This is a genomic window from Chitinophaga sp. CF418 (assembly GCF_900142925.1).
In the GTDB taxonomy this organism is placed as follows: Bacteria; Bacteroidota; Bacteroidia; order Chitinophagales; family Chitinophagaceae; genus Chitinophaga.
This window is the reverse complement of record NZ_FRCN01000005.1, coordinates 412343-438029: the sequence shown is the minus strand read 5'-3', so window position 1 is coordinate 438029 and position 25687 is coordinate 412343. Positions and strand designations below refer to the sequence as shown.

The 25687-nt window shown below is 45.1% G+C and carries 16 protein-coding genes; 9 read left to right on the top strand and 7 right to left on the bottom strand.

The genetic code is table 11. The features are described from left to right. Positions 1-16 precede the first annotated feature (16 nt). Positions 17-6085, top strand: a complete 6069-nt coding sequence (locus F3I09_RS14140) for a fibronectin type III domain-containing protein (protein ID WP_149695672.1) — start codon at positions 17-19, stop codon at positions 6083-6085. Continuing rightward, positions 6085-6567: an SMI1/KNR4 family protein gene (locus F3I09_RS14135; protein WP_149695671.1), complete on the top strand. Its 483-nt coding sequence runs from the start codon at positions 6085-6087 to the stop codon at positions 6565-6567. The genes F3I09_RS14140 and F3I09_RS14135 overlap by 1 nt, the downstream gene beginning before the upstream one ends. A gap of 145 nt (positions 6568-6712) precedes the next feature. Here the strand turns inward: F3I09_RS14135 and F3I09_RS14130 are convergent, their stop codons facing one another. The 4 genes from F3I09_RS14130 to msrA form a co-directional block, all read right to left on the bottom strand. After that, positions 6713-7438, bottom strand: a complete 726-nt coding sequence (locus F3I09_RS14130; protein ID WP_149695670.1) for a hypothetical protein — start codon at positions 7436-7438, stop codon at positions 6713-6715. Positions 7439-7479: 41 nt separating this feature from the next. Next, the gene (locus F3I09_RS14125) at positions 7480-8424 is read right to left on the bottom strand and encodes a hypothetical protein (protein WP_149695669.1); all 945 of its coding nucleotides are present in this window, start codon (positions 8422-8424) and stop codon (positions 7480-7482) included. Positions 8425-8493: 69 nt separating this feature from the next. Beyond that, the gene (locus tag F3I09_RS14120) at positions 8494-9246 is read right to left on the bottom strand and encodes a hypothetical protein (RefSeq protein WP_149695668.1); all 753 of its coding nucleotides are present in this window, start codon (positions 9244-9246) and stop codon (positions 8494-8496) included. A 160-nt stretch (positions 9247-9406) separates the two neighbouring features. Beyond that, positions 9407-10057, bottom strand: coding sequence for a peptide-methionine (S)-S-oxide reductase MsrA (gene msrA / locus F3I09_RS14115; RefSeq protein WP_188133804.1), 651 nt, complete (start codon positions 10055-10057; stop codon positions 9407-9409). A gap of 205 nt (positions 10058-10262) precedes the next feature. Between msrA and F3I09_RS14110 the strand changes: the two genes are divergently transcribed. From F3I09_RS14110 to F3I09_RS14085, 6 genes are all read left to right on the top strand, one after another. Beyond that, positions 10263-12386, top strand: a complete 2124-nt coding sequence (locus F3I09_RS14110; RefSeq protein ID WP_149695667.1) for an endonuclease MutS2 — start codon at positions 10263-10265, stop codon at positions 12384-12386. A 240-nt stretch (positions 12387-12626) separates the two neighbouring features. Further along, positions 12627-13067: a MarR family winged helix-turn-helix transcriptional regulator gene (locus tag F3I09_RS14105; RefSeq protein WP_149695666.1), complete on the top strand. Its 441-nt coding sequence runs from the start codon at positions 12627-12629 to the stop codon at positions 13065-13067. 287 nt (positions 13068-13354) lie between these two features. Further along, entirely contained in the window at positions 13355-14236 is an 882-nt protein-coding gene (locus F3I09_RS14100) for a helix-turn-helix domain-containing protein (RefSeq protein WP_149695665.1), read from the top strand. Between the two features lie 343 nt (positions 14237-14579). Then, the gene (locus tag F3I09_RS14095; protein WP_149695664.1) at positions 14580-15761 is read left to right on the top strand and encodes an efflux RND transporter periplasmic adaptor subunit; all 1182 of its coding nucleotides are present in this window, start codon (positions 14580-14582) and stop codon (positions 15759-15761) included. Between the two features lie 99 nt (positions 15762-15860). Then, positions 15861-19031, top strand: coding sequence for an efflux RND transporter permease subunit (locus F3I09_RS14090; RefSeq protein ID WP_149695663.1), 3171 nt, complete (start codon positions 15861-15863; stop codon positions 19029-19031). 34 nt (positions 19032-19065) lie between these two features. Continuing rightward, a complete protein-coding gene (locus F3I09_RS14085) occupies positions 19066-20496 on the top strand; it encodes an efflux transporter outer membrane subunit (RefSeq protein ID WP_149695662.1) in 1431 nt (476 codons plus the stop codon). A gap of 343 nt (positions 20497-20839) precedes the next feature. Here F3I09_RS14085 and F3I09_RS14080 read toward each other — a convergent pair whose 3' ends face one another. Beyond that, positions 20840-21727 carry an AraC family transcriptional regulator gene (locus F3I09_RS14080; RefSeq protein ID WP_149695661.1) on the bottom strand — a complete coding sequence of 296 codons (888 nt, stop codon included), beginning with the start codon at positions 21725-21727 and terminating at the stop codon, positions 20840-20842. A 387-nt stretch (positions 21728-22114) separates the two neighbouring features. Here F3I09_RS14080 and F3I09_RS14075 point away from each other — a divergent pair, with 387 nt between their 5' ends. Further along, entirely contained in the window at positions 22115-23035 is a 921-nt protein-coding gene (locus tag F3I09_RS14075; RefSeq protein ID WP_149695660.1) for a helix-turn-helix transcriptional regulator, read from the top strand. Between the two features lie 287 nt (positions 23036-23322). Here the strand turns inward: F3I09_RS14075 and F3I09_RS14070 are convergent, their stop codons facing one another. Further along, positions 23323-24855, bottom strand: coding sequence for a serine hydrolase domain-containing protein (locus F3I09_RS14070; RefSeq protein ID WP_149695659.1), 1533 nt, complete (start codon positions 24853-24855; stop codon positions 23323-23325). Positions 24856-25057: 202 nt separating this feature from the next. Next, positions 25058-25297 carry a hypothetical protein gene (locus F3I09_RS14065; RefSeq protein WP_149695658.1) on the bottom strand — a complete coding sequence of 80 codons (240 nt, stop codon included), beginning with the start codon at positions 25295-25297 and terminating at the stop codon, positions 25058-25060. Between the last annotated feature and the right edge of the window lie 390 nt (positions 25298-25687).

Below are 25687 nucleotides of genomic sequence, written 5' to 3'. Positions count from 1 at the left end.
TAATCATATCCTGAGGATGTCCCATATATACCGTTACGTTCTGTGTCTGCTGCTGTTTGTGGCAGGTGTAACAAACGTGAAAGCCCAGCAATATCCTGTTACTGCCAGTACACAGATCATACCTCCCTACAGTGTCTATCTTCCTGACTACGCCGTAGCAGGTAGTGACAAGCTGCGTGTGATACTGGTGCAGAACGACCTGACGCTACCCAGCTACAATGTAAGACTGCGGATAACTGTAGAACAGAATGGTACTGTCATTATGCGGACAGCCACTGCGTTTAACCCCAGACCGCTTTCGCTAAGCCCGGGTATTCCTACTATTATCGGTGGAATAGACCTGGCAGATTATCTCAACCCCGCCAATATTGAATACAGTGGAGGCTTCAGCAGGACCGAGTACGAAAAGACCCGTTCTCTGCCGGAAGGTGCATACCGCATTTCCTTCACTGCATACGACTATAGCCGTCCGCAGGTACAGGTAAGTAACATAGGCTCCAACGTCTTCTTCTTCCGGAAGAGTGATCCGCCATTGTTAAACCTGCCTATCTGTAACAGCCGTGTGGAAAAGCTGGACCCGCAGTTCCTCACTTTCAACTGGAGCAGCCGCAATTCCCCTAATCCAATACCGGGAAGCGGAACAGAATATGTATTCTCCCTGTATGAAGTAAGGCCAGCCGGTAGTGTTCCGGATTATATCGTACGTAGCGCCAGACCTATTTATACATTAGTTACAGAGACCAATACGATCGTGTATGGCCCTGGCGAACCTCAGCTCAGGGACAGTATGCAATACGTCTGGACAGTACAGGCGCGCGATAAGAGTGGCAGGGACATGTTCAGCAACCAGGGCCTGAGCCAGAGCTGTACGTTCACTTATCTTGGAAAAAATCCTTTCACACAGAATAATGTACCGAAGCCGGTACTGAAAGGTCGCTCCACAGGCGAACGCAGCGTGCGTTTTAGTTGGCCGTTGGCAGCAGCCAACTACCAGGTAGAGGCATATCGCCTGCAATACCGTGCTACCAAAATGGGCGATACGGAGTTTGACTGGCAGACAGAAGAAAAGCAGTTAGACACCGCGTTTACAGCCAGCAGCCTGGAACCTAACCGTGCATACGAAGGCAGGCTGCAATGGAAGATAGCAGGTGTTTATGGTCCTTTCAGCGACCTGGTTACTATCAAGACTGATTCAGCCAAGACTTTTGTTTGCGGAGATGCCAGCTTACTGGCTGCGCTGGATAACCAGACGCCGCAGCCTTCATTGAGTCCTGCTAAGATCATACGTGTAGGCAACTTTGATATCATACTGACTGAAGTAAGTGGAGGCAATGGCAAGTTCACTGGTAAAGGCCGTGTGATCACACTGGGATTTGGTATCGGGCTGCAGATGGAGTTTAAGGATATCACTGTCAACACCGACCTGAAAGTGATAGCTGGCCAGGTAACCGCGGTAACAGAAGGTATCGACAAATTCGTAAGCGATAAACTGGACGAGCAGCATGGTGGTAATGATGTAGGTGGTGTGGTGAATGGTGATCTCGTACCGGATATCACTACCAAACTGAAGATCTTCTCGCCAGCCAATATCAAGGTAAATACTGACGATGGTTCTATTACGCTCACAGACAGTAATACCGGTGAGCAGGAAGTGATCAACTATAAAGACAAGGGGAAGACCTTGCCGCTCGTACTCGAAGATGCGGACGGCAATCTGTATAATATTGATAAAGGAGGAAAGGTAACTTCCATTGGTAAGCGCGATAGCTCCATCACTTCGGCGGTACTTGAATCCCTGAAGACCTTACAGCTCGATAAAGGTACTGTGTCATTTACACCGGGCACTGGTAATGTCTATGCATTTGATGCATGGAAGAGCGGCTATTCAGGTAAAACCAATGTAGAGAAGGAATACGAGTCGCTGGCAAGCGGTAAATACCATGTAAGCTCCAAAGCTATTGTTCCGGACGAGCAGGAAGAAGTGATAGCTACATTGACGAATGCAGCAAGCGGTATCACAGCTTCTAAACTGAAGTTTATTACCGGTAAGGGTATTGTACTTACAGCGAAAGACAACAATAATGGCAGCTTCACTATCAGTCTGACCGGCGGTCCTGGCGGTGATGCACAGGAAATATATGCTGCTCATCCGGATGGTAGCGGTGGATATATCAGCCTGGGTAAACTGCTGGTGCCAAGTTATAAGCCACTGCAGAAAAAACTGGTGCTGGTACCAATAGGGGCGCAGACAGCAGTGCCTACTGAACAGATAAAAACAGCCCTGAAGGATACCTATAGCAAACTGGGTATTACTTATACTGTGCAGGTAGATGAAAGCTTCCGCTATAATAAAACATGGGACGCTAACGGGGATAGTGTGCTGCAGGATAAGGGAAGTGCATTCCTGAGCAATGATTTCAAAGGCGAAGAGAAAGCCCTGAAGAAAGCGTATAAGAAAGCCATTAATATAGACGATAATGCTGTTTACCTCTTTGTAGTGAATGAAGCAGCGCTGTCTGATGGTGACCTGACAGGTAAGATGCCTCGTGGAAGTCAGTTCGGGTTTGTGTTTACGAAACAGGCATCAGAAGCGGCTATTGTTCGTACGGTTGTGCATGAAATAGGGCACGGGGATTATACGCTGGAGCATACGTTTAGTACGAATGTGGGGCTGGGTAAGAGTTCTACTGATAACCTGATGGATTATGGCAGTGGTTATGGGTTGATTAAGTATCAGTGGGATGTGTTGCATGATCCGGGAAGTGTGTGGGGAGTGTTTGAAGATGATGATGCGGGGGATAACTACTTTGTTAAAGAAATCAGCAAGGATTTCATTAATGAAGATGGCAAAACTGTTGCTTTCCTGACGCCGGCAGGTACTGTACTGGTGGTACCATATGACAGCCTGGGTAGCGTAGAGTTCCAGTATGGTGCTGTTAAGGTCGCAGATGCAAAAGATCAATTCGATCCGGAAATTACAGTAGGATGTGTCAGGAGCTTTAGATTGCGCGACAGTGGGGGAATAATGCGGATATATCAATATGTTGATGCTGAGGGGGTATACAAAAATGGCTCCAGTGAATTGTATCAACAGAATGTTCCCGATCCGGCAAAAGTGGAAGGTTTTATTTATCCCATTCAATGTGCAGATGAATACAGGCTGTGGAAATTCTATAGGACGAGCTTTCCTCTATATAAGGGGGGAGAACCCAAACTGAAGTTTATAGAGTTGGTGGAACGTTTCAATCCGTTCAAGGATCAGTTACCGGTACCCAATCTTAAAGCTGGTACCTCTGCCTTCATTCAGCAGGATATTAAGGATGCTGTGTATAAGACGTGCGTGTATTGCATTACACCTGTTACAATCAGCATGACAGAGAAACATTGCTGGGAAGAAGAGTATCTGTGGATAGATAAGATCGCACAGATGAGGAATGTTTATCCTGATTATTTTGAGAAGTTTACACAGCCAGAACAGGTGAATCTGGGAACAAAGTATGAGCCTAAGATCCAAGCAGGAAACTGGGAAGTACCGCGGACGCTAACAGAACATATATCCTCCGAAGATGTAAGGTTTTCTGCCAGAGACATAACTGTAAATGATTATGATTATCCATGGGGCAAGTATCTGAAAGACCATCCTGAAATTAAGGATGCATATGGAAAGAATGACATCTTATTTTTTAAGACCTTCTATACTGAGTTTACTGAGTATATTAAAACTGCAGTTACTGAGGACGAAGACTTCTGGGCGAAATTTGATAGAGGTACACCAATTAAAGACTTATTTACACAACTGATAGACGAACCGGTGTTCCATTTACAGTCTGTGCCGGCAGAAAAACGTCATCTGGCGCTGAAGATGATGACGGAAAGATACAATGACAGGTCTCTTGTTGGATTCCAGGAAAAAGATCTTTCATATTTGCGCTTGTTTACCAGTTTCCGGGTGGATCAGCAGAAAGCACTGTTGGTATATATTGAGGATAGCCTCCATGTTAAGAGAATTTATGATCTGGCCATGAATGACATGACGGAAGAGTCGGAGATAGGTGTGATGATGGCTTTGAGTAACATGGTCACCGCTTCAGGATATTGTAACTATTTCAAGAACTACATACATCCAGATGGACAGCCTGTTATTATGGCACAGGTTGAAGCAGACTTGTTGCGTTTCAAGAATGCGACAGTTGAGTTTACAAAAAGCCCGGTAACAATAACAATAAATGGTGAGGATTACAGATATAATGATATTATAAGTGTTGAGGTAGTTGGTAGTTTTAAGATCGGAGACAAGACCTATGAAAAAGGTACTATACTGACCATGCCTGCTATACAGCTTGCATTGATGAGCTCTATGGCCAATTCGAAGGTGACAGAAAATGCTGCCTGGTTGGCATTTGATGTAGGTACCCTGGTGATTGGTATTGGTGAAGCCAAAGTATTCTTTAAAGCAGGTAACTACATTAGAAAGGCTATTGTTGCTGCCGATATAGTTGGATCCACCGGGGGGATTGCATTGCAATTGATCAACACGGATGTTATCTCACCTGACCTGAGGGCTGGTTTGCAGATTGCATTCTTTGTTACCTCCTTGCCGAATATGGCATTGTCTATAAATAAGATTGATAATCTGGTAACGAAACTGGATAAGGCAATTTATAAGGCACGATTGGAACAGAAAGCTGCGAAAGCCGTACTGGATGGGTTAGAAGGTGTAAGTGATAAATTAAGTACAGCGGCTCATGTTGGTGATGCAATTGATGCAACAGAATTGGAAAGAAGGGTCGTTACTATTGATGGGGCGGCTGATGTGAACAAAGTCAAATCATGGTTAGACAACACAAAGTCGCTGGATGACAAGAACGTTTATATCGTAGTACATGGTGATGGTAAGACCTTTAGCGTGACGCATAATGGACGGGATGTCGAACTGAGTCACAGATCACTTTCCAGGTATATCAGGGGGCTGGATGATATTGGGGCAGATCGTCAGTTGGTACTGTTATCATGTGCCGACATTGAAACGGCGCAAAACCTGAGCCGCAAACTCGGTGCGCCGGTTGTTGCAAATGATGGAGCCGTAAGAGTATATAGTAATGGCGTGATTGAAGCTGATAATGGATTTGTGTACATTGATGAAGCTGGTAATATTGATGATAGTAAAAAAATAGCAGTAGGTAAGCAGGAAGCGCCGACTGGTCCAATGGTTCAGTTAGGAAAGGCTATTGCTAGAAGCGGATCCGTATCTGAACTCGCAAGAAATTTCGGTATAACTACAGAATTAGCAACAAGGCTGGCCGCAAATGCCGATTTTGTAGCTGCATATATTAAAGCGGAGGGCGCAGGTACAAGATTTATGCGTACTCTGGAAAGTTCGTTGGAAGAGTTGTCAAGAACAACAGACGCGGGCAAGGCAATGGCGCATCATAGAACTGAACTGCTAACGGTATTTGCAGACGATCCCGCTCTATTCAATGCGGTTTATGAACAAATGAGTCAGGTAGAAACGATTTTAGAGGGCGCTGCTAAAATTGCAACTCCAGAGGCGATGAAGATAGGATCAATAAGGCACGCTATAAACAAAATGTTTGAAAAAACGAGCCTTGATATAGATTTCTTTTATGGGCTGTTCAACAATGTTGTAGCAAAACACCACATACCTCTGGGTAGTAAGGAACGGGGAATAATTAAAGCTGCGAGGGAGCTTACCAAAATTGGAGAAGATAGAAATGTTCTTGTTGCTTTGGTCTACAGAAAAGGTAATCCTGTTCCTGAGCGGTTAATTGCAGGTAGTGGAAAACAAGATGGAGTTGTCAACGCAATTGAAAATATGCCTTGGCCGAAAAATCGTAGCTTTGACCAGTTCAGAGTGGGTATTGATCGCGTCCAGGATTCGGAATCTAAGTTTGTTGAATTCTTTTGGAACAAGAGAATGGGCGGGAAAATAGACAGCGACATAGAGAAGGTCGTCTTTATTAGCGAAAGACCAGTGTGTCCGTCGTGTGCAAACGCGATTAACATTTTTAAGGAGAAAACTCAAATTAGTAACATATTAATTTATGAAGGAAAATACATGAAGTAATGGCAACTGACTATTTATATATGGACTTTCTCTTGGATTATAAGGAATATTTTAAAGTGAAGGATGCCTGTACTGAGGAGGAAGTATCAGAAATAGAAGAAAAATTAAGAGTGAAGTTTCCTCGTAGTTATCGTGAAGTATATCTTATTCTCGGGAAGTGGTATGGATTCAGTTTAATTGATGAAAACAGTTATAAGTTTCCGGCATACGAAGAAATGAGGAAAGGGGCAGAGAAAATTATTTCATCAGGTAAGGTTGATTTTACTCTGGATGAGAATATATTCATCATCGGTTGTTTTATGCAGAACGGAATATTCCATTTTTTTAAACTTGATGAAGGAGATGACCCACCTGTATACCAGTATGAAGAGGGGGACGAGGAATACGTCTTAACTGCAGAAAGCTATTCTTCGTTCGTTCAACAGCTTTCCTGGTATGAGGGATATCTTCTTTTGAAAGAAGATCGGGACGCTGGAAAGTAATCATGTAATTGCTATCCGTCAATAAAAAAGCTGACTGAAACCAATGGCCCTCGCCATTCACCTTCAGTCAGCTTTTATTTTTTCCCCCAACTTAGGGGCTCGTTAGACCTTATTCACAGCAAGACATGCAAAGCAGCGGCTATAATCAGAACGGCCATAAATCATCGTACCTATGACGTCTGCCGAGGTCGGAAATAAAGCGAGCGAGTCGCTCCCGGTCACATTCCATACCTTTTTGCTCATTATCTGCATCGTGAATCAGCGTACAAAGCGCATGAACATCCTGTAAAGTTGGCATATCAACTGTTAGTTCACAGAGGTTGCAAACCATAGTCAATGATGTTTGTAAGTCGCGGTTGACCAATGCCTTGATTACTTTCACAGCCAATGCCGCATAGCTGGAACGAAATTCCAGGAATTCAACCGGCAGATAGTTCATGTTGGAGATAACCGACGCGTCCGTATATGCTAAGAGATCAGTAAATTCCAACGGTTCGTACATCACCAGTTTATAGTGCATAGCTGCCAGTTTCGTCTTCTTTTCTTCCAGGTAAACGAGGATCTCGTCAAAGGCCTGCATTCTATGTCCGGCATTCAGTAAGATCGGACTCGCAGCCACATCGCTCATCAGGTTCATATCTTTCAGCGTAAACGAATTGCATATGGCCTGGACATATACTTCCTTAAAATAGGGGGAAATAAATGCCAGGAACGCAGTATCCGTATAGACCGCTTCTTTTACAAATCTTGCGTTTGGCGGAATGGAACCCGTTGCGAGAAAATAACTCAGCACAGGGTCATTGCTGATTAAGGTACGGTACATCTTCTCCTGTTCGGAGATATTCGCAGGTACGGTTTGGCTGTATTTCATAGTATTGAATGTATAGCGCTATCGATGTCTTCTTTTGCAAACTAACGACGACTACGACGATAAGAAGGATGATAGGATGGATGATAGGTTGGATGATAAGTTGGACGATATGAACGATGATAATGATAAGGGCCACTGCTAGGGTACCCGCTATTACCCGAAGAGAGCATCCCAAAGACGGTAATGATGATGATGAAGATGATAACCACGATGCCCAACAGTACCCTACCGATGGTTCCGTCGGAACCACCGGAATTATTAAAATCGCGGGAGTATCCAGAATTGTTGGAATAACCAGAACCTCCGGAATTATCAAAATCGCCGGAATAACCGTAACCGCTTTCAGTAGCGCTTGTCTGCCGATTCGTATCGAGTAACGTATACAGCGCATCCACATCATGTGCAGTTTGCGTGTCAACTGTGAGTTGACGCAGATCCGTGATCATGTTCATTGCTGTCTGCTGGTTCCGGTTAACCAGTGTGTTGATCACCTGCATGATTACCCGCGCATAGCTGGAACGGAATTCCAGGAATTCAACCGGCAGATAGTTGAGATTATAGATAGTTGATGTGCTGGTATGTTCGGCCAGAATAAAGATGTCAACGGGCCCCTGCATCTGCAATGTAGCGTGAAACATTGTCAATACCGATTTCCTTTGTTCCAGGTAAACCAGGATATCATCAAAAGCCTGTTTCCTGTAAGCATCGTCCAGTAAAATAGTATTCATGGCTATATTGCTCATCAGATCTGTATCTTTCTGATCAAATGCGCTGGTAATAGCATTTACGTACACTTCGTGGAAATAAGGCGAGATAAATGCCAGGAATGCAGGATCCCTATAGATCGCCTCTTTTGCAAATCTTGCATTGGGGCGCAGGGAACCGGTTTCGAGGAAATAACTCAGCGCAGGGTCATTGCTGATGGATGTACGGAATGCCTTCTCCTGTTCGGAGATATTCGCTGCCGTGGATTGTTCGTATTTCATGGGTATCGGGTTATATGGCGCTTAACAGTTTGCCGGATTGGCGTATTCCTTTATCCGGCAAACTATATATTAATCTGCAAAGAGGAGTATCAGCTTAATGATGAAAAGAATAATCCCAATGATTGTCGCTACTACTTTGCCAGTACTCATTTCACCTCCGCCACTGGAAAGACCTTCAACAGCGCTCGCCTTCTGACTTGCATTCTCCAGTTGCTGATACAGGGCATCAGCATCGTATGTTGTCTGTGCATCACATTTCAGCTGACGCAGGTCAGTAGCCATGTTCAATGCTGCCGGGAAGTCACGGCTTACCAGCCAGCGTACCACTTTCAGTATTTCTCTGGCATAGGCAGTACGGAATTCCTTGAATTCAACAGGCAGGTAGTTCAGGTTGGCAATGGTCATTATACCTGTATATTCTGATAGATCGAGCAGCGAAATGGCCTCTCCAAGATGTAGCTTATTACTCAGCGACACCAGTTTTGCCTTTCTTTCTTCGAGGTAAGCCATGATCTGATCGAAAGCCTGTTTCTTATGAGCATCATCCAGCAGGATACGGTTTACCGCTACATCACTCATCAGGTTTGTATCTTTCAGATCAAACGACCTGAATATCGCTTTCACATAAACATCCTGAAAATAAGGGGAAATGAATGTCAGGAATGCAGGATCATTGTAGATCTCTTCCTTTGAAAACCTTTTGTTCTTAAGCATGGAGCCCGTTTCGAGAAAATAACTCAGCGCAGGGTCGTTGCTGACAAAGGCGCGGAATGCTTTCTCCTGCTCGGAGATATTCGCATCCACAGATGGTTCGTATTTCATGGGTATCTGGTATATAGAGCTTAACAGTTTGCAGGGATAATCTTGTCCTGCTGCAATATACTTTTATTTTCAAATATGTAAAAGTCTCAGATAAGGAGTAAAACACAAAGCGAATGACCGGGAAGTCATTCGCTTTGAAAAAATGTTGTATTACAATAAGTTAGTTCTTTTTTAACTTATCCTTAAATACCTTTTTGAATTTCTCCAGCTTCGGCTGGATCACAAAGTGACAATAAGGCTGGGAACCATTCTCATTGTAGTAGTTCTGATGATAGTCCTCGGCCTTGTAAAAGGCGGTCATAGGCGCTATTTCAGTTACTACCGGCTTGTCATAGGCGCCCGACTGCTGCAGTTTCTCCTTGTACAGTTCCGCCAGTTTGTGCTGATCCTCATTGTGATAGAAGATGACAGACCGGTACTGGGTACCCACATCATTACCCTGCCGGTTCAACTGGGTAGGGTCATGGCTCTGCCAGAATGCCTGCAACAGCTCTTCGTATGTGATCTTTGAAGGATCGTAGGTGACCTGTATCACTTCTGCGTGACCGGTAGTGCCGGTGCTTACTTGTTCGTAGGTTGGATTCGGAACGGTGCCTCCGGCATAGCCGGATTCTACTTTGGTCACCCCATCCAGGTACTGGAACTGTGCCTCAGTGCACCAGAAACAGCCGCCCCCGAATGTGGCTTTTTCAGTTTTAACGTTGTTGCTGACTTCCATATCTCCTGGTACTTTGTCTTTTGATTTTCCGCTCTGCGCACAGGCACTGACAGTTAGTGCAAGTAAACAGCTTAATAATGAGTATCTTCGCATGATTTAAATTGTTGATGGTGGTATTTGAAGTCAAGGGCTCAGATACCCTCAACAAGTTAAATTACGACAAGAATAACGGATTAGATCACCAAGTTAAGTAACTTTAACATTCCTTTTGCCGGGGCCGTCAAAGGAGCGGAGCGGCAAGAGCTAATTTTAACCGTCTGTAAACAAAGGGTTTACAGGCTTTGTATGGATAAGTAAGATGAAATATTTTCCCGATTCAGCACTGGTACAGCTGGAATTTGACAAGGTACAGGCTTTGTTAAAAGAGCATTGTAAAACCGAGTTGGGTAAACAGATGGCAGATGACCTGCGTTTGCACACCCATATTGATTATGTCAGAACGGCGCTTCAACAGGCCCATGAATACAAGCAGCTTACTTTGCTGCAGGAGCACTTCCCAAACGATTACGTACTGAACCTGAAAAATGAACTCCGGATGCTGGGCATTCAGGGTGCAGTACTCAGTGGTGAACAGATCATGCTCCTGCGCAAGCTGGCGGAAAGCATGCACAGTATTGTACGTTTCTTTGATCACGACAGGCGTGTGCAGTATGCCGGCTTGTTCAGCGTGATCACACATACCCACTATGAAAAAAAGATCACCGCGCTGATAGATGAAGTGCTCGACGAGAACGGAGATGTACGTGATAATGCCACTCCCGAACTGGCTAAGATCCGTATGAACCTCTTCCGTAAAAGGAACGAACTGCGCCGCGCATTCGACCGCGTTCTCAGTAAACTCAGTAAGCTGGGCTACCTGGCAGACACAGAAGAAGCATTTCTGAATGGCAGAAGGGTAGTGGCTGTCTACGCCGAAAATAAACGTATGGTGAAAGGTATCCAGCACGGAGAGTCTGATACCCGCCGTACTACCTTCATAGAGCCGGAAGAAACGATTGAGCTGAACAATGACGTAATGTCCCTCGAAAGAGAGGAAAGCAAAGAGGTTTACAAGATCCTGCGTACACTCACTGCAGCACTCAGCCAGCACGCGCAGCTGCTCAACAATTATCACGAAATTCTGGGACTGTACGATTTTATCAGGGCAAAAGCCAAACTGGCGCTGGACATGGACGGTAATTACCCCATGCTCTCGCCACATGCACAGCTGCACCTGGTAGACGCGTATCACCCACTGCTGTTGTTATACAACCGTCGCGCCCAGAAACCGACCATCCCTGTGAACCTGACCCTGGATAAGGATAACCATATCCTGGTGATCAGTGGTCCTAACGCTGGCGGTAAGACGGTAACCATGAAAACGATAGGGCTGATCCAGCTCATGTTACAGGCAGGCCTGCTGGTACCGGTACATCCCAGTTCACAACTGGGCATCTTCCGCCAACTGATGATCCACATCGGTGACACGCAGTCGCTGGAGTTTGAATTGAGTACCTACAGCTCCCACCTGAGGAACATGAAGTACTTCATGGAAAATGCCAATGGTAAAACCCTGTTCTTTATAGATGAATTGGGAAGTGGTTCAGACCCTAACCTGGGAGGCGCCTTCGCTGAGGTGATCATGGAGGAACTGGCCAAGAAACATGCCTTTGGTATCGTCACCACCCACTACCTGAACCTGAAGGTCATGGCCAATAAGGTAAAAGGTATCATTAACGGTGCGATGGGCTTTGACGAAGAGAACCTGTTGCCAATGTATAAACTGATCGTTGGTAAGCCGGGTAGCTCCTATACATTCTCTATCGCACAGCGTATCGGCTTACATCCCGCACTGATATCCCGCGCAAAGAACCTGGTAGATGAAGGGCATTTCCAGCTGGATAAGCTGTTGAATAAAGCCGAACAGGACCTCCAGAAGATCGAAGCCAAGGAGAAGGAACTGCAGAAGCTCCTGAAGGAAAATGAAAAGCTGAAGAGAGAATATGAGATCCTCTCTGATAAGGAAAGGAAAACACAGCAATTCACCACCCTCAAGCTCCAGAATCAGATCAAGGAAGAAGAACTGCAATACCTGAAGGACATGGAGCGCAAGATGAAGCAGATCGTAATAGAGTGGAAGCGCACCGACGACAAACAGAAAGTACTCAAGCAGGCAGAGGCACTGCTATTCCGTAAAAAGGAAAAACAAATCAATGAGCGCTTTGAAAAGAAAGTGCAGGAGAAATTCCTTGAAGTAGTAGGAGGGGACCTCAAGTTGGGCGATCAGGTGAAAATAAAGAGCAACGGTCAGGTAGGAAAACTAATGGAGATCCGTGACAAACGCGGTATCGTGAAACTGGGAAACATCCCTATGAACGTACCCATGGCCGACCTGGTACTGGTGAAAGAGCGGCCTAAAGAAGCCAAAGAGGCCGCGAAGTAATAAAGTAATTGCCTTATGCCGTTTTAAGAGAACTCTGAAGTAATTGGCCACGCCGACCGCCATCCCATACTGAAACCGGAGCTACTTAGCGTAAAATAAAAGAAAGCGGGTATATCAAAACAGATATACCCGCTTTCTATTATCACTTAAACCAGTAGAATATCATCACAGATGACAATAAAAAGACATACAAAAAGATATTTCACTTTTATTTAGCCGGCTAAGTATTATATTTGTTTCATGAACAGACCGATGATGTGCAGTACCATCAGCCACCTGCTCGTGCAGATCTGCAAGGTACACAGGAATAAAGGCAACCAGATGCTGGCTGCCTACAACCTCCATGCCGGTCAGGAGCTCTTCCTGGCACAGGTATTATGCGGAGGGGCGATGACAATGAACGAACTCACGGAAAATCTGGACGTTACCCCGGCAACAGTAACAAGGATGGCCGAAAGGCTGGAAAAGAACGGCTTCCTGACAAGGGAAAAATGTTGTGCTGATCAGCGGGTGGTCAGGGTAAAACTGACAGAAAAAGGAACAGAAGCAGCAACTGATATCATAGATACTACCTGGAATAAACTGGAACAACAGATTGTAAAGAATATGAGCACAGAAGAAAAGGTATTGCTCAGGCGACTATTAATGCAGGTGTTGGAGAACATCGAAGAGGAAGAATAGGATATATTTTTCTTTTTTTTAGCCTATTTATTTAGCCGGCTAATTAAATATGGTATTGAAAAGTAGCAGGAATCGTATAGGATTAAATTATCAAGCTCTAAATTAAAATTCAACTGATTGCTAGAAAATGTGGGTGGAATTTATACTTTTGTACCACCATATTGTACACTATACGTTAATACTACTTGTTACCACCTGCTTCTGTCCGATCAATTAATCTAATCAGATCTGCCTGATCATTTTATTTATTGTAGTGAACCATTATTAATAACAAACCGCCAAGTGTTATGAGGAATAATGTATTGATACCCGTTTACAACTATGCCGACGTTAACAGGCCTGAGAATCCGGTGAAGGGTTTTCATATAGACCGTACTACTTATCTGGTACAGCCAGGGGATATGACGGAGCCGCACAGACGTTCAAATTACAGTCTCACCCTGCTGTTATCAGGAGAGATCGTGCAATATATTGACTTCGAAAAATATACTGTGAAAGCTCCTGCACTGATTATGCTGGCGCCAGACCAGATACATCAGCATAGCGGTGATAGCTTGTCAGAAATAGTGAACATCTCTTTTTCACCAGAGTTCCTGATACCGGAAACATCCGCCAGTGGCATGATATGCTGGGGATGCCTGTTTGAAAAAGCAGTCGTTGAACTGACAGATGGCCAGTTGAAAGAACTAATGAGCTTCGCCCGTTTAATGCTGAGAGAAATGGATAACCCGCAGCCACTTAGTGAACTGATCATCCGCAGTCAATTGAAATCCCTGATGGCGGCAACCGCAAGACTGCCACAGCTGGATATTGCATCTATTCAGTCAGACACACTGCCCAACCGTATTGTACGCCAGTTCAACGAGTTGTCAGACCTGCATTATAAAGATAAAACACAGGTAGCACACTATGCAGATATGATGTTTGTAACACCAGGACACCTGAATGATACCATCAAATCCGCAATGGGAAAAACTGCAAAACAGATCATTGATGAAAAACGCATAACAGAAGCAAAACGGTTACTGTACTGGGGAGAACATAGCATCAAGGAAATAGCAGGACAACTGAATTTTGAAGATGATGGATATTTCAACCGCTTCTTTAAAAAACATACAGGTGCAACACCAGCCTCTTTTCAGAGAAGCATCCGGGAAAAGTACAATTAATACCGTAATTTGTTAAACGATTTTCAAAACCATACGTTCTACTTTTGTAATTAACGATAGGAATAAACTGTTTTAGCAACCGTCAAACTAAAACCGCAAGCTCATGAAGTTCAAATTCTCTTTCTGCTAACCGCCGAAAACTATTTCTCTTAGCAGTTTTTATAAGTCTTTAAGCGTAAATCTACCCCGTAGTACACATACTACGTGACAACTACTGTTTCCTTTCCCTCCACCTCGGAAAGGGTTAGAAAAGATTTGCCCATAGCTCCATAATGTATCTGAAATCGCCAATAAGGATTACAGGCTGGACCGCTATTGTCAATCATCAAGAAAAACAAACCGTATGAACCACTTATTTGAGATCATTTACAAACAAAAGCCCGCGGGCTTTCTCTATAGCTTAATTGTTATGGCAGTATTATCAGGTTGCACCTCTTCTTCCGCCAGATCAGATGGAGCTCCTCCTCCCACTGCATTGCCTGTATTTAAGGCAGCAGCAGTACCAGCTACTACTTACCGCGAATATAACGCCTCACTCGAAGGTAGAGTGAACGTAGAGATCCGCGCACAGGTAGATGGCTATCTCGACAAGATCTTTGTGGATGAGGGCGCTTATGTGAAAGCAGGCCAGCCGCTCTTCCGCATCAACGACCGGCCTTACCGTGAGCAGTTAAGCAATGCTTCCGCCAGCCTCGCAGCTGCACAGGCCAACGAGGAAAAAGCAGCCCTGGAAGTATCCAGGCTCACACCGCTGGTAGACAATAACGTCGTTTCTGATGTGCAGCTGAAAACTGCTGCCGCTGCCTTACAGGCCGCAAAAGCCAATGTAGCGCAGGCGCAGGCGATGGCGGGCAATGCCCGTATCAATCTTGGATTTACAGTGATCACTGCGCCGGTGAACGGATACATCGGCCGTATTCCTTATAAAATAGGCAGCCTTGTAGGACGTAGTGAAGCACAACCGCTCACATTACTCTCTGATGTGAATGAAGTGTATGCTTATTTCTCCATGAGTGAAGTCGACTTCCTCCAGTTTAAAGACAAAGTGAAAGGCAATACTATCGCAGAAAAAGTAAAACAACTACCTCCTGTAGAACTGGTAATGCCCGACAACACCATCTATCCGGAGAAAGGACGTATCGAAACCATGGAAGGTCAGTTCGACAAAACAATGGGTGCTGTCAGCTTCCGCGCGGTATTTCCTAACCCTAACGGCTTGCTGCGTTCCGGTAATACCGGCAAAGTGAAGATCTCTGAATCATTTCCTGCAGCATTAGTGGTGCCACAGGAAGCTACATTTGAATTGCAGGACAAGATATTCATCTTTACTGTTGGCGACAGTAATAAAGTTGTTAGCAAACCTATCAAAGTATTAGGTAAGAGTAACGCTTATTATTTCGTGGAAAAAGGTGTAGCGCCGGGAGAGTCCGTTGTATATACAGGATTAGACCGTCTCCGCGATGGCGTTGTCATACAGCCACAACCAATATCACTGGATAGTCTGCTGAAAGTAAGACCGCTTTAAGCAATACAGACAGCAGCGTACGCTTTAAACAGCTCACAAAAAGCTGTACAGGGCCGGCACGCTTCAGACATCCGGATAAACAACTAATGCAACCAGATTATGTTAAGAACATTTATAGAAAGACCCGTACTGGCAACGGTGGTTTCAATTATCCTGGTGTTACTGGGATTATTGTCCCTGACCACCTTGCCTGTTACACAGTTCCCCGATATCGCGCCGCCCAGCGTGGCTGTTACAGCTTCTTACCCTGGTGCGAACGCGGAAGTCGTAGCCCGTTCCGTAGCTACTCCTATTGAAGAAGCGGTAAATGGTGTGGAAAACATGACATACATGACTTCCACTTCCAACAACGACGGCTCCATGACGCTGACCGTATACTTCAAATTGGGTACAGATCCCGATCTGGCTGCCGTAAACGTGCAGAACCGCGTTTCCAAGGCTACCAGCCTGCTTCCCGTGGAAGTAGTGAACGCCGGTATCACCACGCAGAAACAACAGAACAGTATGATCATGGTGGTGAACCTGATCAGCGACCAGGAAGAATATGATGAGAAATTCCTGCAGAACTATGCTAAGATCAACATCATCCCGGAAATACAGCGTGTAACCGGGGTAGGACAGGCAATGGTATTTGGTGCGAAAGACTATTCCATGCGTATATGGTTGCGTCCCGATCGCCTTGCCGCCAATAACCTCTCCCCGCAGGATGTACTCACCGCTATCAGGGAACAGAACCTGGAAGCCGCTCCCGGCCGTTTTGGCGAAAGCAGCAAGGAAGCATTCGAATATGTGATAAAGTATAAAGGTAAACGTAACCAGAATGACCAATACGAGGACATTGTGCTGAAAGCAAATGCAGACGGTTCTCTCCTGAGATTGAAAGATGTGGCCCGTGTTGAATTTGGTTCCTTTACCTACAGCAGTGATACACATGTGAATGGTAAATATGGTATTGGTATCGCGATCTATCAGACCGCAGGTTCAAACGCCAATGAGATCCAGACACAGGTGAACGAACTGATGAAAAAGGCATCAGGCCTCTTTCCGCAGGGAGTTGACTACTTCAATATCTACAGCACGAAAGAGTACCTGGATGAATCTATCGACCAGGTGAAACACACACTGATAGAAGCCTTCATACTGGTATTTATCGTGGTATTCATCTTCCTGCAGGACTTCCGCTCTACGCTGATCCCTGCTATTGCAGTGCCTGTAGCCATTATTGGTACCTTCTTCTTTATGCAGCTGTTCGGCTTTACGATCAACCTGCTCACGCTGTTTGCGCTTGTACTGGCCATTGGTATTGTGGTGGACGATGCCATTGTGGTCGTGGAAGCCGTACACACGAAGATGGAGCATATTAATATGACGCCGCGTGCAGCAACGATCACCAGCATGCAGGAGATCTCCGGTGCGATCATATCTATCACCCTGGTAATGGCTGCCGTGTTCATCCCGGTTGGTTTCATGCAGGGACCGGCGGGGGTATTCTACCGGCAGTTCGCCTTTACACTGGCCATTGCGATCCTGATCTCAGCGCTGAACGCCCTGACATTGAGTCCGGCATTATGTGCACTGCTGCTGAAAAACAATCACAGCAAAGATGTACATGGCGCTGCTTATACCAAAGGATTCGGCACCCGTTTCTTCAAGGCTTTCAATACTGGTTTTGAAGCGGTGACTAATAAATACATCAATAGTGTACGCTTCCTGGTGAAACGTAAATGGATTCCTATCGGCGTACTGTTAGTGATATTGGGTGTGACTGTCTGGTTAGTGAAGAGAACACCCACCGGTTTCATTCCAACAGAAGATAACGGCTTCGTAGTATACTCTGTGACCATGCCTCCGGGTAGCTCCCTGCAACGTACGCAGGAAGTAGTGAACAAGGTAGAGAAGGAGATGAAAGCAATGGAAGCGGTGAATACCTATCTGAGTGTTTCCGGTTTCAACCTGCTCACCAACTCTAACAGCTCCGCTTATGCAATAGGTTTCGTGAAACTGAAAAAGCATGAAGACCGCGGACCGGCAAAAGACCTGAAAGATGTAATGGGTATGATGCAGGCGAAGCTCGCCAATATCAAGGAAGCCAGCATCTTTATGTTCAACATGCCAACGGTGCCGGGCTTCAGTAACGTGGATGGTTTTGAAGTGATCCTGCAGGACCGTACTGGTGGTCCGCTCGATAAACTGGCCAATACTGCCTATGGTTTTATCGGTGAGCTGATGAAACGTAAGGAGATCGCTTTCGCATTTACCACTTTCAACGCCGGTAACCCGCAATACAGCCTGGAGATAGATGAAACAAAGGCAAAACAATTGGGCGTATCCGTATCAGATGTACTGCAGACTATGCAGGTATATTACGGTAGCACCTTTGCCTCTGACTTTAATCGCTTTGGTAAATACTACCGCGTGATTGTACAGGCAGAAGCTCCCTCCCGTGCTCAACCGGAGTCGCTGAATGAGATCTATGTGAAGAATAAAACCGATGAGATGGTGCCTTTGAATGCTATCGTAAAGCTGCAAAGAGTGTACGGTCCTGAGACAGTGACCCGTAATAACCTCTTTAATGCGGTAACCATCAACGGGCAGCCCAAGCCTGGTTACAGTTCCGGTGATGCCATCAAAGCAGTGGAAGAAGTAGCGCAGCAATACCTGCCAAGAGGATACTCCTATGAGTGGGTAGGTATGACCAAAGAAGAGATCGCGGCAGGCGGACAGGCAGGTATCATCTTCCTGTTGTGTCTTGTGTTTGTATACTTCCTGCTGTCAGCACAGTATGAAAGTTATATCCTGCCATTCTCTGTAATACTGTCTATCCCGCTGGGTATATTCGGCGTATTCCTGTTCATTAACATGTTCGGTATCGACAACAATATATATGTACAGGTAGGATTGATCATGCTGATAGGGTTGTTGGCGAAGAACGCTATTCTGATTGTGGAATATGCTGTACAGCGACGCCGTAACGGTATGGGACTGCTGGCTGCAGCACTGGAAGCGTCCCGCCTGCGTTTGCGTCCTATCCTGATGACATCCTTTGCCTTTGTGGCGGGCCTGACACCATTGATGCGTGCGACAGGATCTTCTGCGCTGGGTAACCGCTCTATCAGTACCGGTGCTGCCGGAGGTATGCTGACAGGGGTGATACTGGGCGTCTTTGCTATCCCGGTGCTGTTCATCGTTTTCCAGTATCTACAGGAAAAGATCAGCGGCAAACCGCTGAAAGCCGACTCACCTGAACTGGCAGCAGATGCAAGGGTATAAGCGCACTTAATATTAAAGCATAAAGAAAAACAGGATGACACTAAAATATATCAGGATTCAAATCGTCTCTTTCTTTATAGTTGCAGGATTTGCAGCGTGCCGGGTGGGCCGTAATTATGAGCGGCCCGCACTGACGCTGCCGGCTCAGTACAGCGACACCGCCGTTGCTGCTAATACAACGGCAGACAGCAGTATTGCAACAATTGAATGGAAACAATTTTTTACAGATACCACTCTTCAGGGATTAATAGGAAGGGCGCTGAGCGGGAACTATGATCTCCAGCTGGCATTGAAACGAATAGAAACGGCACAGGCATACTTAAAACAGGCGAAATTAGGCTGGCTACCTGCTGTGAATCTCCAGGCGGCAGCGTCTACTTCCATCCCTTCGAAGAACAGTTTAAACGGTACCAGTCTGAATAGTTTCCTGCACACAGATCATATTGAAGACTATAGCCTCAGCGGGGGCCTGTCATGGGAGATAGATGTGTGGGGAAAGATCAGACGCCGTAAGGAAGCTGCACTGGCCAGCTACCTGGAAACGTATGAAGGCATGCATGCCGTGCAGACAGGATTGGTGGCCGATATCGCCAATAGTTACTATAACCTGCTCATGCTGGATGCCCAGCTGAACATCGCCCGTAGCAATGTTTCCCTGAGCGATACCATTGTACAAATGATACGGCTGCAGAAGACAGCCGGTGAAGCCACCGAACTGGCGGTACAACAGGCAGTAGCACAACGGCAGACAGCCGCCCTGCTGATACCTCAGCTGGAGCAGGCCAAAGCTATCGAGCAGAATACACTGCGCATACTGGCAGGTGAGCTGCCTGGTACAATAGCCTACACCAGCACCCTGACAGGCACACCCGTGCGGGAGATGCTGCCTACAGGTGTACCGGCCGCGCTGCTCAGCAACCGTCCGGATGTAAGAGCGCAGGAAATGGCATTGAAAGCTGCTAATGCAGAAGTAGGTGTAGCGCAGGCCAGCATGTACCCCTCTCTGAATATCACTGCAAGCGGAGGTGTCAATGCTTTCAAAGCCAGCGAGTGGTTCACATTGCCTTCTTCCCTCTTTGGTACCGTAGCAGGTAGTATTACGCAACCCGTATTTCAACGGGGACAGTTAAAAGCTAACCTGGAAGTAGCAAAGATACAACGTGAGCAGGCGGTGATCAGATTCCGTCAGATCACCCTGGATGCAGTAGGAGAGGTGTCTAATTCACTCATAAAGCTGGACAAACTGAAAGCCCAGCAACAAATAGCATCAGACCAGGTGAATACAACGCAGCTGGCTGTAGTACAGGCCAGAATGCTGTTCCGCAGTGGTATGGCCAATTACCTGGAAGTGGTCACCGCACAGGGCAGGTCCCTGGAAGCATCACTGACACAGGCTGATATTGTTCGTCAGCAGCTGAGCGCTTCTGTTGAACTATACAGAAGTCTGGGAGGTGGTTGGAAATAGATGAATTAATCAGAAACAGTTGTAATAGGTAGATATAGTGTTTGTAACCCAATAGCGCCACAGCTCTGTGGCGCTATTTATTTTTATTGTCAATATAAAAAAAGCTGTTTCTGGATAGAAACAGCCGTTTGGTAACCAATGCCAACTTGATAAAAATATCAGGTTTAAATTTTCGCTGATGATCCGATATCTTATTGATAACATTACAAAGATGAAAAAACATACGTTCTGCAACAATGCAGGAATCGAGGTTTAACTTGTATTAATTATGGGCCTTAGCTGTTCTGGCAATCCCGGTGCAAAATGAATGACGATTTCCCGGAAATATCACCGGCACCTGCACTCAGCCCGTTGTAAGAACAAGGCATTCTTTCCTGAACTCAGTAAAAGTGGTGCCGGTCGCATTTTTAAAGAACTTGCTGAAATGTGCAATATCTGTAAAGCCCAGGTGCCAGGCCACCTCTTTCATACATTCATCAGAGTAAGCCACCCTTCTCTTAGCTTCCAGTATAATACGCTGACGGATATGATGACTCGCCGGATAAGCAGTAGTCTTCTTAATGATCTCATTCAGGTAATTGGGTGTCACTGTCAGCAGTTTCGCATAATCCGCTACCTTCCGGTGTGTTTTAAAATGCAGCTCTACCAGCGACTTGAATTTTTCTGACAGCTCAATGTTCCTGGTCTGCATGAGTGTCTGTAATGGTGCCTGGAATTGCCTGGCCACATAGATCAGGAATATCTTCAGGTAACGCCGCAGCATTTCTGTTTTGAACAGGTATGTATTATTACTTTCCTTGAGCATTTTAAGCGCTATCTCCTGCATCTCCCCGGCAATATCACTATCCAGCCTTATACCTGCTGATCTGGAAAATGACTGGAAAAGTCCTGAATTATACATCAGGTCAAATTCCTGTTCTCCCATGTGCAGGAAGGCTTCTGTAAAGGAGATGACATACCCCTCTGTTTGCTCTTCTTCTTTTAGCTGATGCAGCTGCCCCGGGGTAATGCAGAAAATACTGTTATCCTGCAGCGTGAACTTCTCGAGGTCCATGACAAGGGTGCCACCGCCTTTAATGATCCAGATGATTTCAACATAGTGCTGCTTATGGGGAATCGTGTTGTGAGCTGTTACGTCGGCCCGCATTCTACGGATAGAATGGATCCTGAAAGGTAGGGCAGCATCTGCACTTTCAGTCTTCAGCAAGGAGCTATATTCCGGAAACTTCATAAAACAGTGGGTTTATGACGAAGACATTCCCAATTATGTGCCTGACTGGTTCGTGTTGATAGTCAGTAGTTTAATGTATTTGTAGGGGAGGGGAAAACGCGATATTTCGTGATATCACCATTTCTGAGGCGAAATGTCGTATTGGTAATGGGGAATGCAGCTGATTTCAGTTAACAGCCATTGGCGGGCAGCCCGGGAGGGAACCGCGCAATATTCGCCAAATAAAGCGAATAAAAACAGTGAAATCACTAAATATAGTTAATTGTCAGTTGATGAAAAAATATCAATTAACTGTCTATCATATGGTTAATGGAGTGGTATATGATTTGTTTTTCCATAGGTGTGATCACATTGTCATTAATTTATCGGAACCATTAACCACACATTATGTCAAAAACTATTCACTGTAATATGCAAACCGCTCTGAATCGTCACTCAGAACCATCATCCTTGCAGATGGAGAAAACTCATTTGCCATTTAAGATCTACAAACTGGACGATGGTACGGCCAACAACCATCTTATGAACAATGTTCCCCATCAGCACAATAGTTTTGAGCTGATATGGGTATTGGAAGGAAATGGTCATTATTGGGTAGATAGTGAACAGCACGAAGTGGGACCTCACCAGATATATTGCCTTACCCCTGGACAGGTCCATCAGTTCAGGCTGAACAGGAACATAAAAGGCTATGTCATCACCTTCAGCCAGGAATTCCTGCTTATGCCGAAAGATAATGCAGCCCTTATTTTTCATCCCAACTCCTTTCACCAGTTGGCCGGTACGACTGTGATCCGCCTGAATGAAGATATGCGGACAGAAATGGAAGATCTGGTGATCAAAATGCTGAAGGAGTTCGACAACTTTCTCCTCCTGCGTTCGGAAATACTGAGAGGCCTGCTGAATATTTTCATGATCTATCTTACCCGTCAGTACCGGCCCGCTGTCCAACCTCCATCAAAACAGGGCAACAGAGCCCTTGTCAGCAGGTTCTTTTCTATTGTTGAAAAGAAATACATGGTCTTTAAACTGGTGGCCGACTACGCTGATGAACTGGCAGTGACGCCTAATCACCTGAATGAAATGGTGAAAAAGGTATCCGGTTTTCCTGCAAGTCATCATATTCGTCAGCGTGTAGTACTGGAGGCTAAAAGACAGGCTACCTATTCCGGTTCAAGTATGAAAGAGATTGCATATAGCCTGGGCTTTGATGATATTGCACACTTCAGTAAATTCTTTAAGAATTTTTCCGGGAGAAGTTTTACAGATTATAAGAAAGACGCTATGCAGCAGTACCTGAGTATATAACGATGTAAAGAAGCACTATGAAATTATAATATTACCTACTTATAGAAAAGGCTGTATCATTAATGCGATGCAGCCTTTTTACATTCGGAAGCCTGATGGAGATAGGTGGTCGTTTAAGTGATGCGCAAGTCCTGTAATTGACGCTCCTGCTCCGGGCAACAGCTATTCTCCTGTTGCCTTCAATCTGCCACCAGTGTCAATGATAGCAGCACTGAATAAAAGATAATCAAAAAGAATAGTGTGGCTGTTGGCAGCCACACTATTTACATAACAGAACGGATAAGTCGCTACAGCTGGCTGAGTAACTGTTTCAACGCTTTTATGCCGCCCTGGTTGTCCGGGTTTAACGCAATGGACTTCTGGTACATGAGGATGGCTTCCTGTTTTTTGCCTGCCTTCGATAACGCTTCTGCATAACTGTCATAAGTATTATAACTTTCAGGAAAAAGCAGCATATTGATCTTAAAGGTTTCTATGGCAAATTGCAGATGATCGGGGAATGAAGAGAAATACAGGAATTCATACCCCAGCTGGTTCATCTCCCGCTCACTGAGATAGTATTTACCAGTATCGCTTTTAAATGCGGTAAGACAAGTGACAGCGTCATCCACACCGTATTGCACCATTGTGCGGGCGAATAGCCTGACTAAGGAGGCTTTCATTTTCAGCTCCATCGGCGGCTGATTATTCATGATGTAAAAGGCAGATGTAACAACGTTACCAAAGGTTGGCCCTGCAACATTGTCAAACGCTATGATGGTTTGTTTTTTGTCAAGGTTCCTGAAATAGAAAGTGGCTAAGCCAAACATAAAGCCGCCATGTCCTACTGACTTCCCGAAACCGGGTTGCTCAAAGATCTCCCAGCCCAACCCATAACTACCTTTACCTTCTCCCAGCATGGTGTCCATATGCTCCCAGTAAATTTCGCCGTTATTGAGCCGTACAGGCGTCAGCGCTTCTTCTATAGAGGCGGGGCTTAATAGTTTGCCATCGAAGAAAGCACGGTCAAACAGTTGCAGATCACTGGTGTTGGTGATAATATTGGATGCACCTGTTGGAGAACTGTTGTTATAACCGGTATAGCGATATCGTTTCACCTGGAAAGCAGGAGAATACGCAGTGTCGTAAAACGTAGCTTTCACATGTGGTGTGGCTATTCCCCCTTGTGATTGCTGATAAGATGTTTTTACGCAATAGGTCAGCAACATCCTTGCCGGCTGAAAAATATATGTCTGAAGATAATCACTGAACGAAAGTCCGCTGAGCTTTTCCACCAGCATAGCAAGCAGGCTATAGTTCATATTGCAATAGCTGTACTTTTCTCCCGGATGGAAATACAACGGTTTGTTTTCTTTTATTAATGTGGAAATGATGATATCATTTGTAATGATAGTATCCGGAAACTGTTGTACAAGGGGCTCATACAATTCCAGATCAGGCAGGCCGGATGTATGCGTTAGTAAATGCCTGATCGTAATGCCAGGATAAGGGAATGCAGGGAAATAATGCTGAAAGGTATCTTCCAGATGGAGCCTCCCTTTTTCCTTTAACTGCAGGATAGCTGTCGATGTGAAAATTTTAGATATTGAAGCCAGGTTATAACGTACGTTTATGTCATTCTCACTGGCAGACGGGAAATCGGAATAACCGAAAGATCTCAGATAAACGGGGCGTCCGTTCTCCGCCAGAAGTATATTCCCGTTCATGTCTTCCTCCCGCGAAATGTTGTTAAAATAGATATTTAATTTTCCCAGTCTGTTCTGTGCCTTCGAAAATATCCCGCTCAGCATGATGGCTGAGAGGAAAAAGATGAGTCTCATAGTGGTCTTGATTTGACTGCAATACTAAGGAAGAACAGGACGCAGAGGGGGCAAATGTGACGAAACGTGTGGGATAAGTGATAAAGCAGAAAATGAGGTATTCAAATATAAAAACAGGTCCTGAAGATAACTGTCTTTCCCGGTACCCGAATGTAAAGAGGCTGCATCCCGTTAGTGATACAGCCTCTTCATATTTCAGTTCTTAATGAGGAACACTGTCTTTCCGCCATGTACTGTCTTTTTTCATTTTATGTTTCATCTTCATCTTATGTTTGGAGGTATCAGAACGTGGTATGGTGTCCTGTATGACATAATCGTTATAGGTAGTGTATGCTTTATCCGTACTGGTCCTTGCCGCAAAAGATGGGGCAGGCAGACTTTGGAAATAAACAAACACACCGGATACGATCAGCAAACCGAGTGTTACAAGATGCTTTTTCATGACTGAGAATTTTAAAAGAGAAATTAATACCTCCCTTGCCGCTAAAATCTTGCTTATTTTCAGGCATTCTTACAAGGATATTATATATCAAATTGTTATATCTCGAGAATAATTAATTATTGATACGAAATAGTATGTTACTGTGGACTTATGGACGAAAAGGGGGTAAATAAATATACAGGCCCGGCTATAAAGTCAAGCCTCCGTGAAAAGGAAGGTAAATCGCTGATTATGAACTTAAAGTCATATATTTGGAATGGACAACGCACTTTGTCGCTATTTGAAAAATCGTTTATTTTGAACATCACACGTCACGCAGTGCACGATAGCCTGGGATAAGTAACCAGCAACTGAATTTATCAATACCCCATATTTAAATTTAGACTCTAC

Excerpts from the sequence above, each read along its gene's own strand:
- F3I09_RS14140 (WP_149695672.1), top strand. The coding sequence starts at position 17 with ATGTCCCATATATACCGTTACGTTCTGTGTCTGCTGCTGTTTGTGGCA.
- F3I09_RS14135 (WP_149695671.1), top strand. The coding sequence starts at position 6,085 with ATGGCAACTGACTATTTATATATGGACTTTCTCTTGGATTATAAGGAA.
- F3I09_RS14130 (WP_149695670.1), bottom strand. The coding sequence starts at position 7,438 with ATGAAATACAGCCAAACCGTACCTGCGAATATCTCCGAACAGGAGAAG.
- F3I09_RS14125 (WP_149695669.1), bottom strand. The coding sequence starts at position 8,424 with ATGAAATACGAACAATCCACGGCAGCGAATATCTCCGAACAGGAGAAG.
- F3I09_RS14120 (WP_149695668.1), bottom strand. The coding sequence starts at position 9,246 with ATGAAATACGAACCATCTGTGGATGCGAATATCTCCGAGCAGGAGAAA.
- msrA (WP_188133804.1), bottom strand. The coding sequence starts at position 10,057 with ATGCGAAGATACTCATTATTAAGCTGTTTACTTGCACTAACTGTCAGT.
- F3I09_RS14110 (WP_149695667.1), top strand. The coding sequence starts at position 10,263 with ATGAAATATTTTCCCGATTCAGCACTGGTACAGCTGGAATTTGACAAG.
- F3I09_RS14105 (WP_149695666.1), top strand. The coding sequence starts at position 12,627 with ATGAACAGACCGATGATGTGCAGTACCATCAGCCACCTGCTCGTGCAG.
- F3I09_RS14100 (WP_149695665.1), top strand. The coding sequence starts at position 13,355 with ATGAGGAATAATGTATTGATACCCGTTTACAACTATGCCGACGTTAAC.
- F3I09_RS14095 (WP_149695664.1), top strand. The coding sequence starts at position 14,580 with ATGAACCACTTATTTGAGATCATTTACAAACAAAAGCCCGCGGGCTTT.
- F3I09_RS14090 (WP_149695663.1), top strand. The coding sequence starts at position 15,861 with ATGTTAAGAACATTTATAGAAAGACCCGTACTGGCAACGGTGGTTTCA.
- F3I09_RS14085 (WP_149695662.1), top strand. The coding sequence starts at position 19,066 with ATGACACTAAAATATATCAGGATTCAAATCGTCTCTTTCTTTATAGTT.
- F3I09_RS14080 (WP_149695661.1), bottom strand. The coding sequence starts at position 21,727 with ATGAAGTTTCCGGAATATAGCTCCTTGCTGAAGACTGAAAGTGCAGAT.
- F3I09_RS14075 (WP_149695660.1), top strand. The coding sequence starts at position 22,115 with ATGTCAAAAACTATTCACTGTAATATGCAAACCGCTCTGAATCGTCAC.
- F3I09_RS14070 (WP_149695659.1), bottom strand. The coding sequence starts at position 24,855 with ATGAGACTCATCTTTTTCCTCTCAGCCATCATGCTGAGCGGGATATTT.
- F3I09_RS14065 (WP_149695658.1), bottom strand. The coding sequence starts at position 25,297 with ATGAAAAAGCATCTTGTAACACTCGGTTTGCTGATCGTATCCGGTGTG.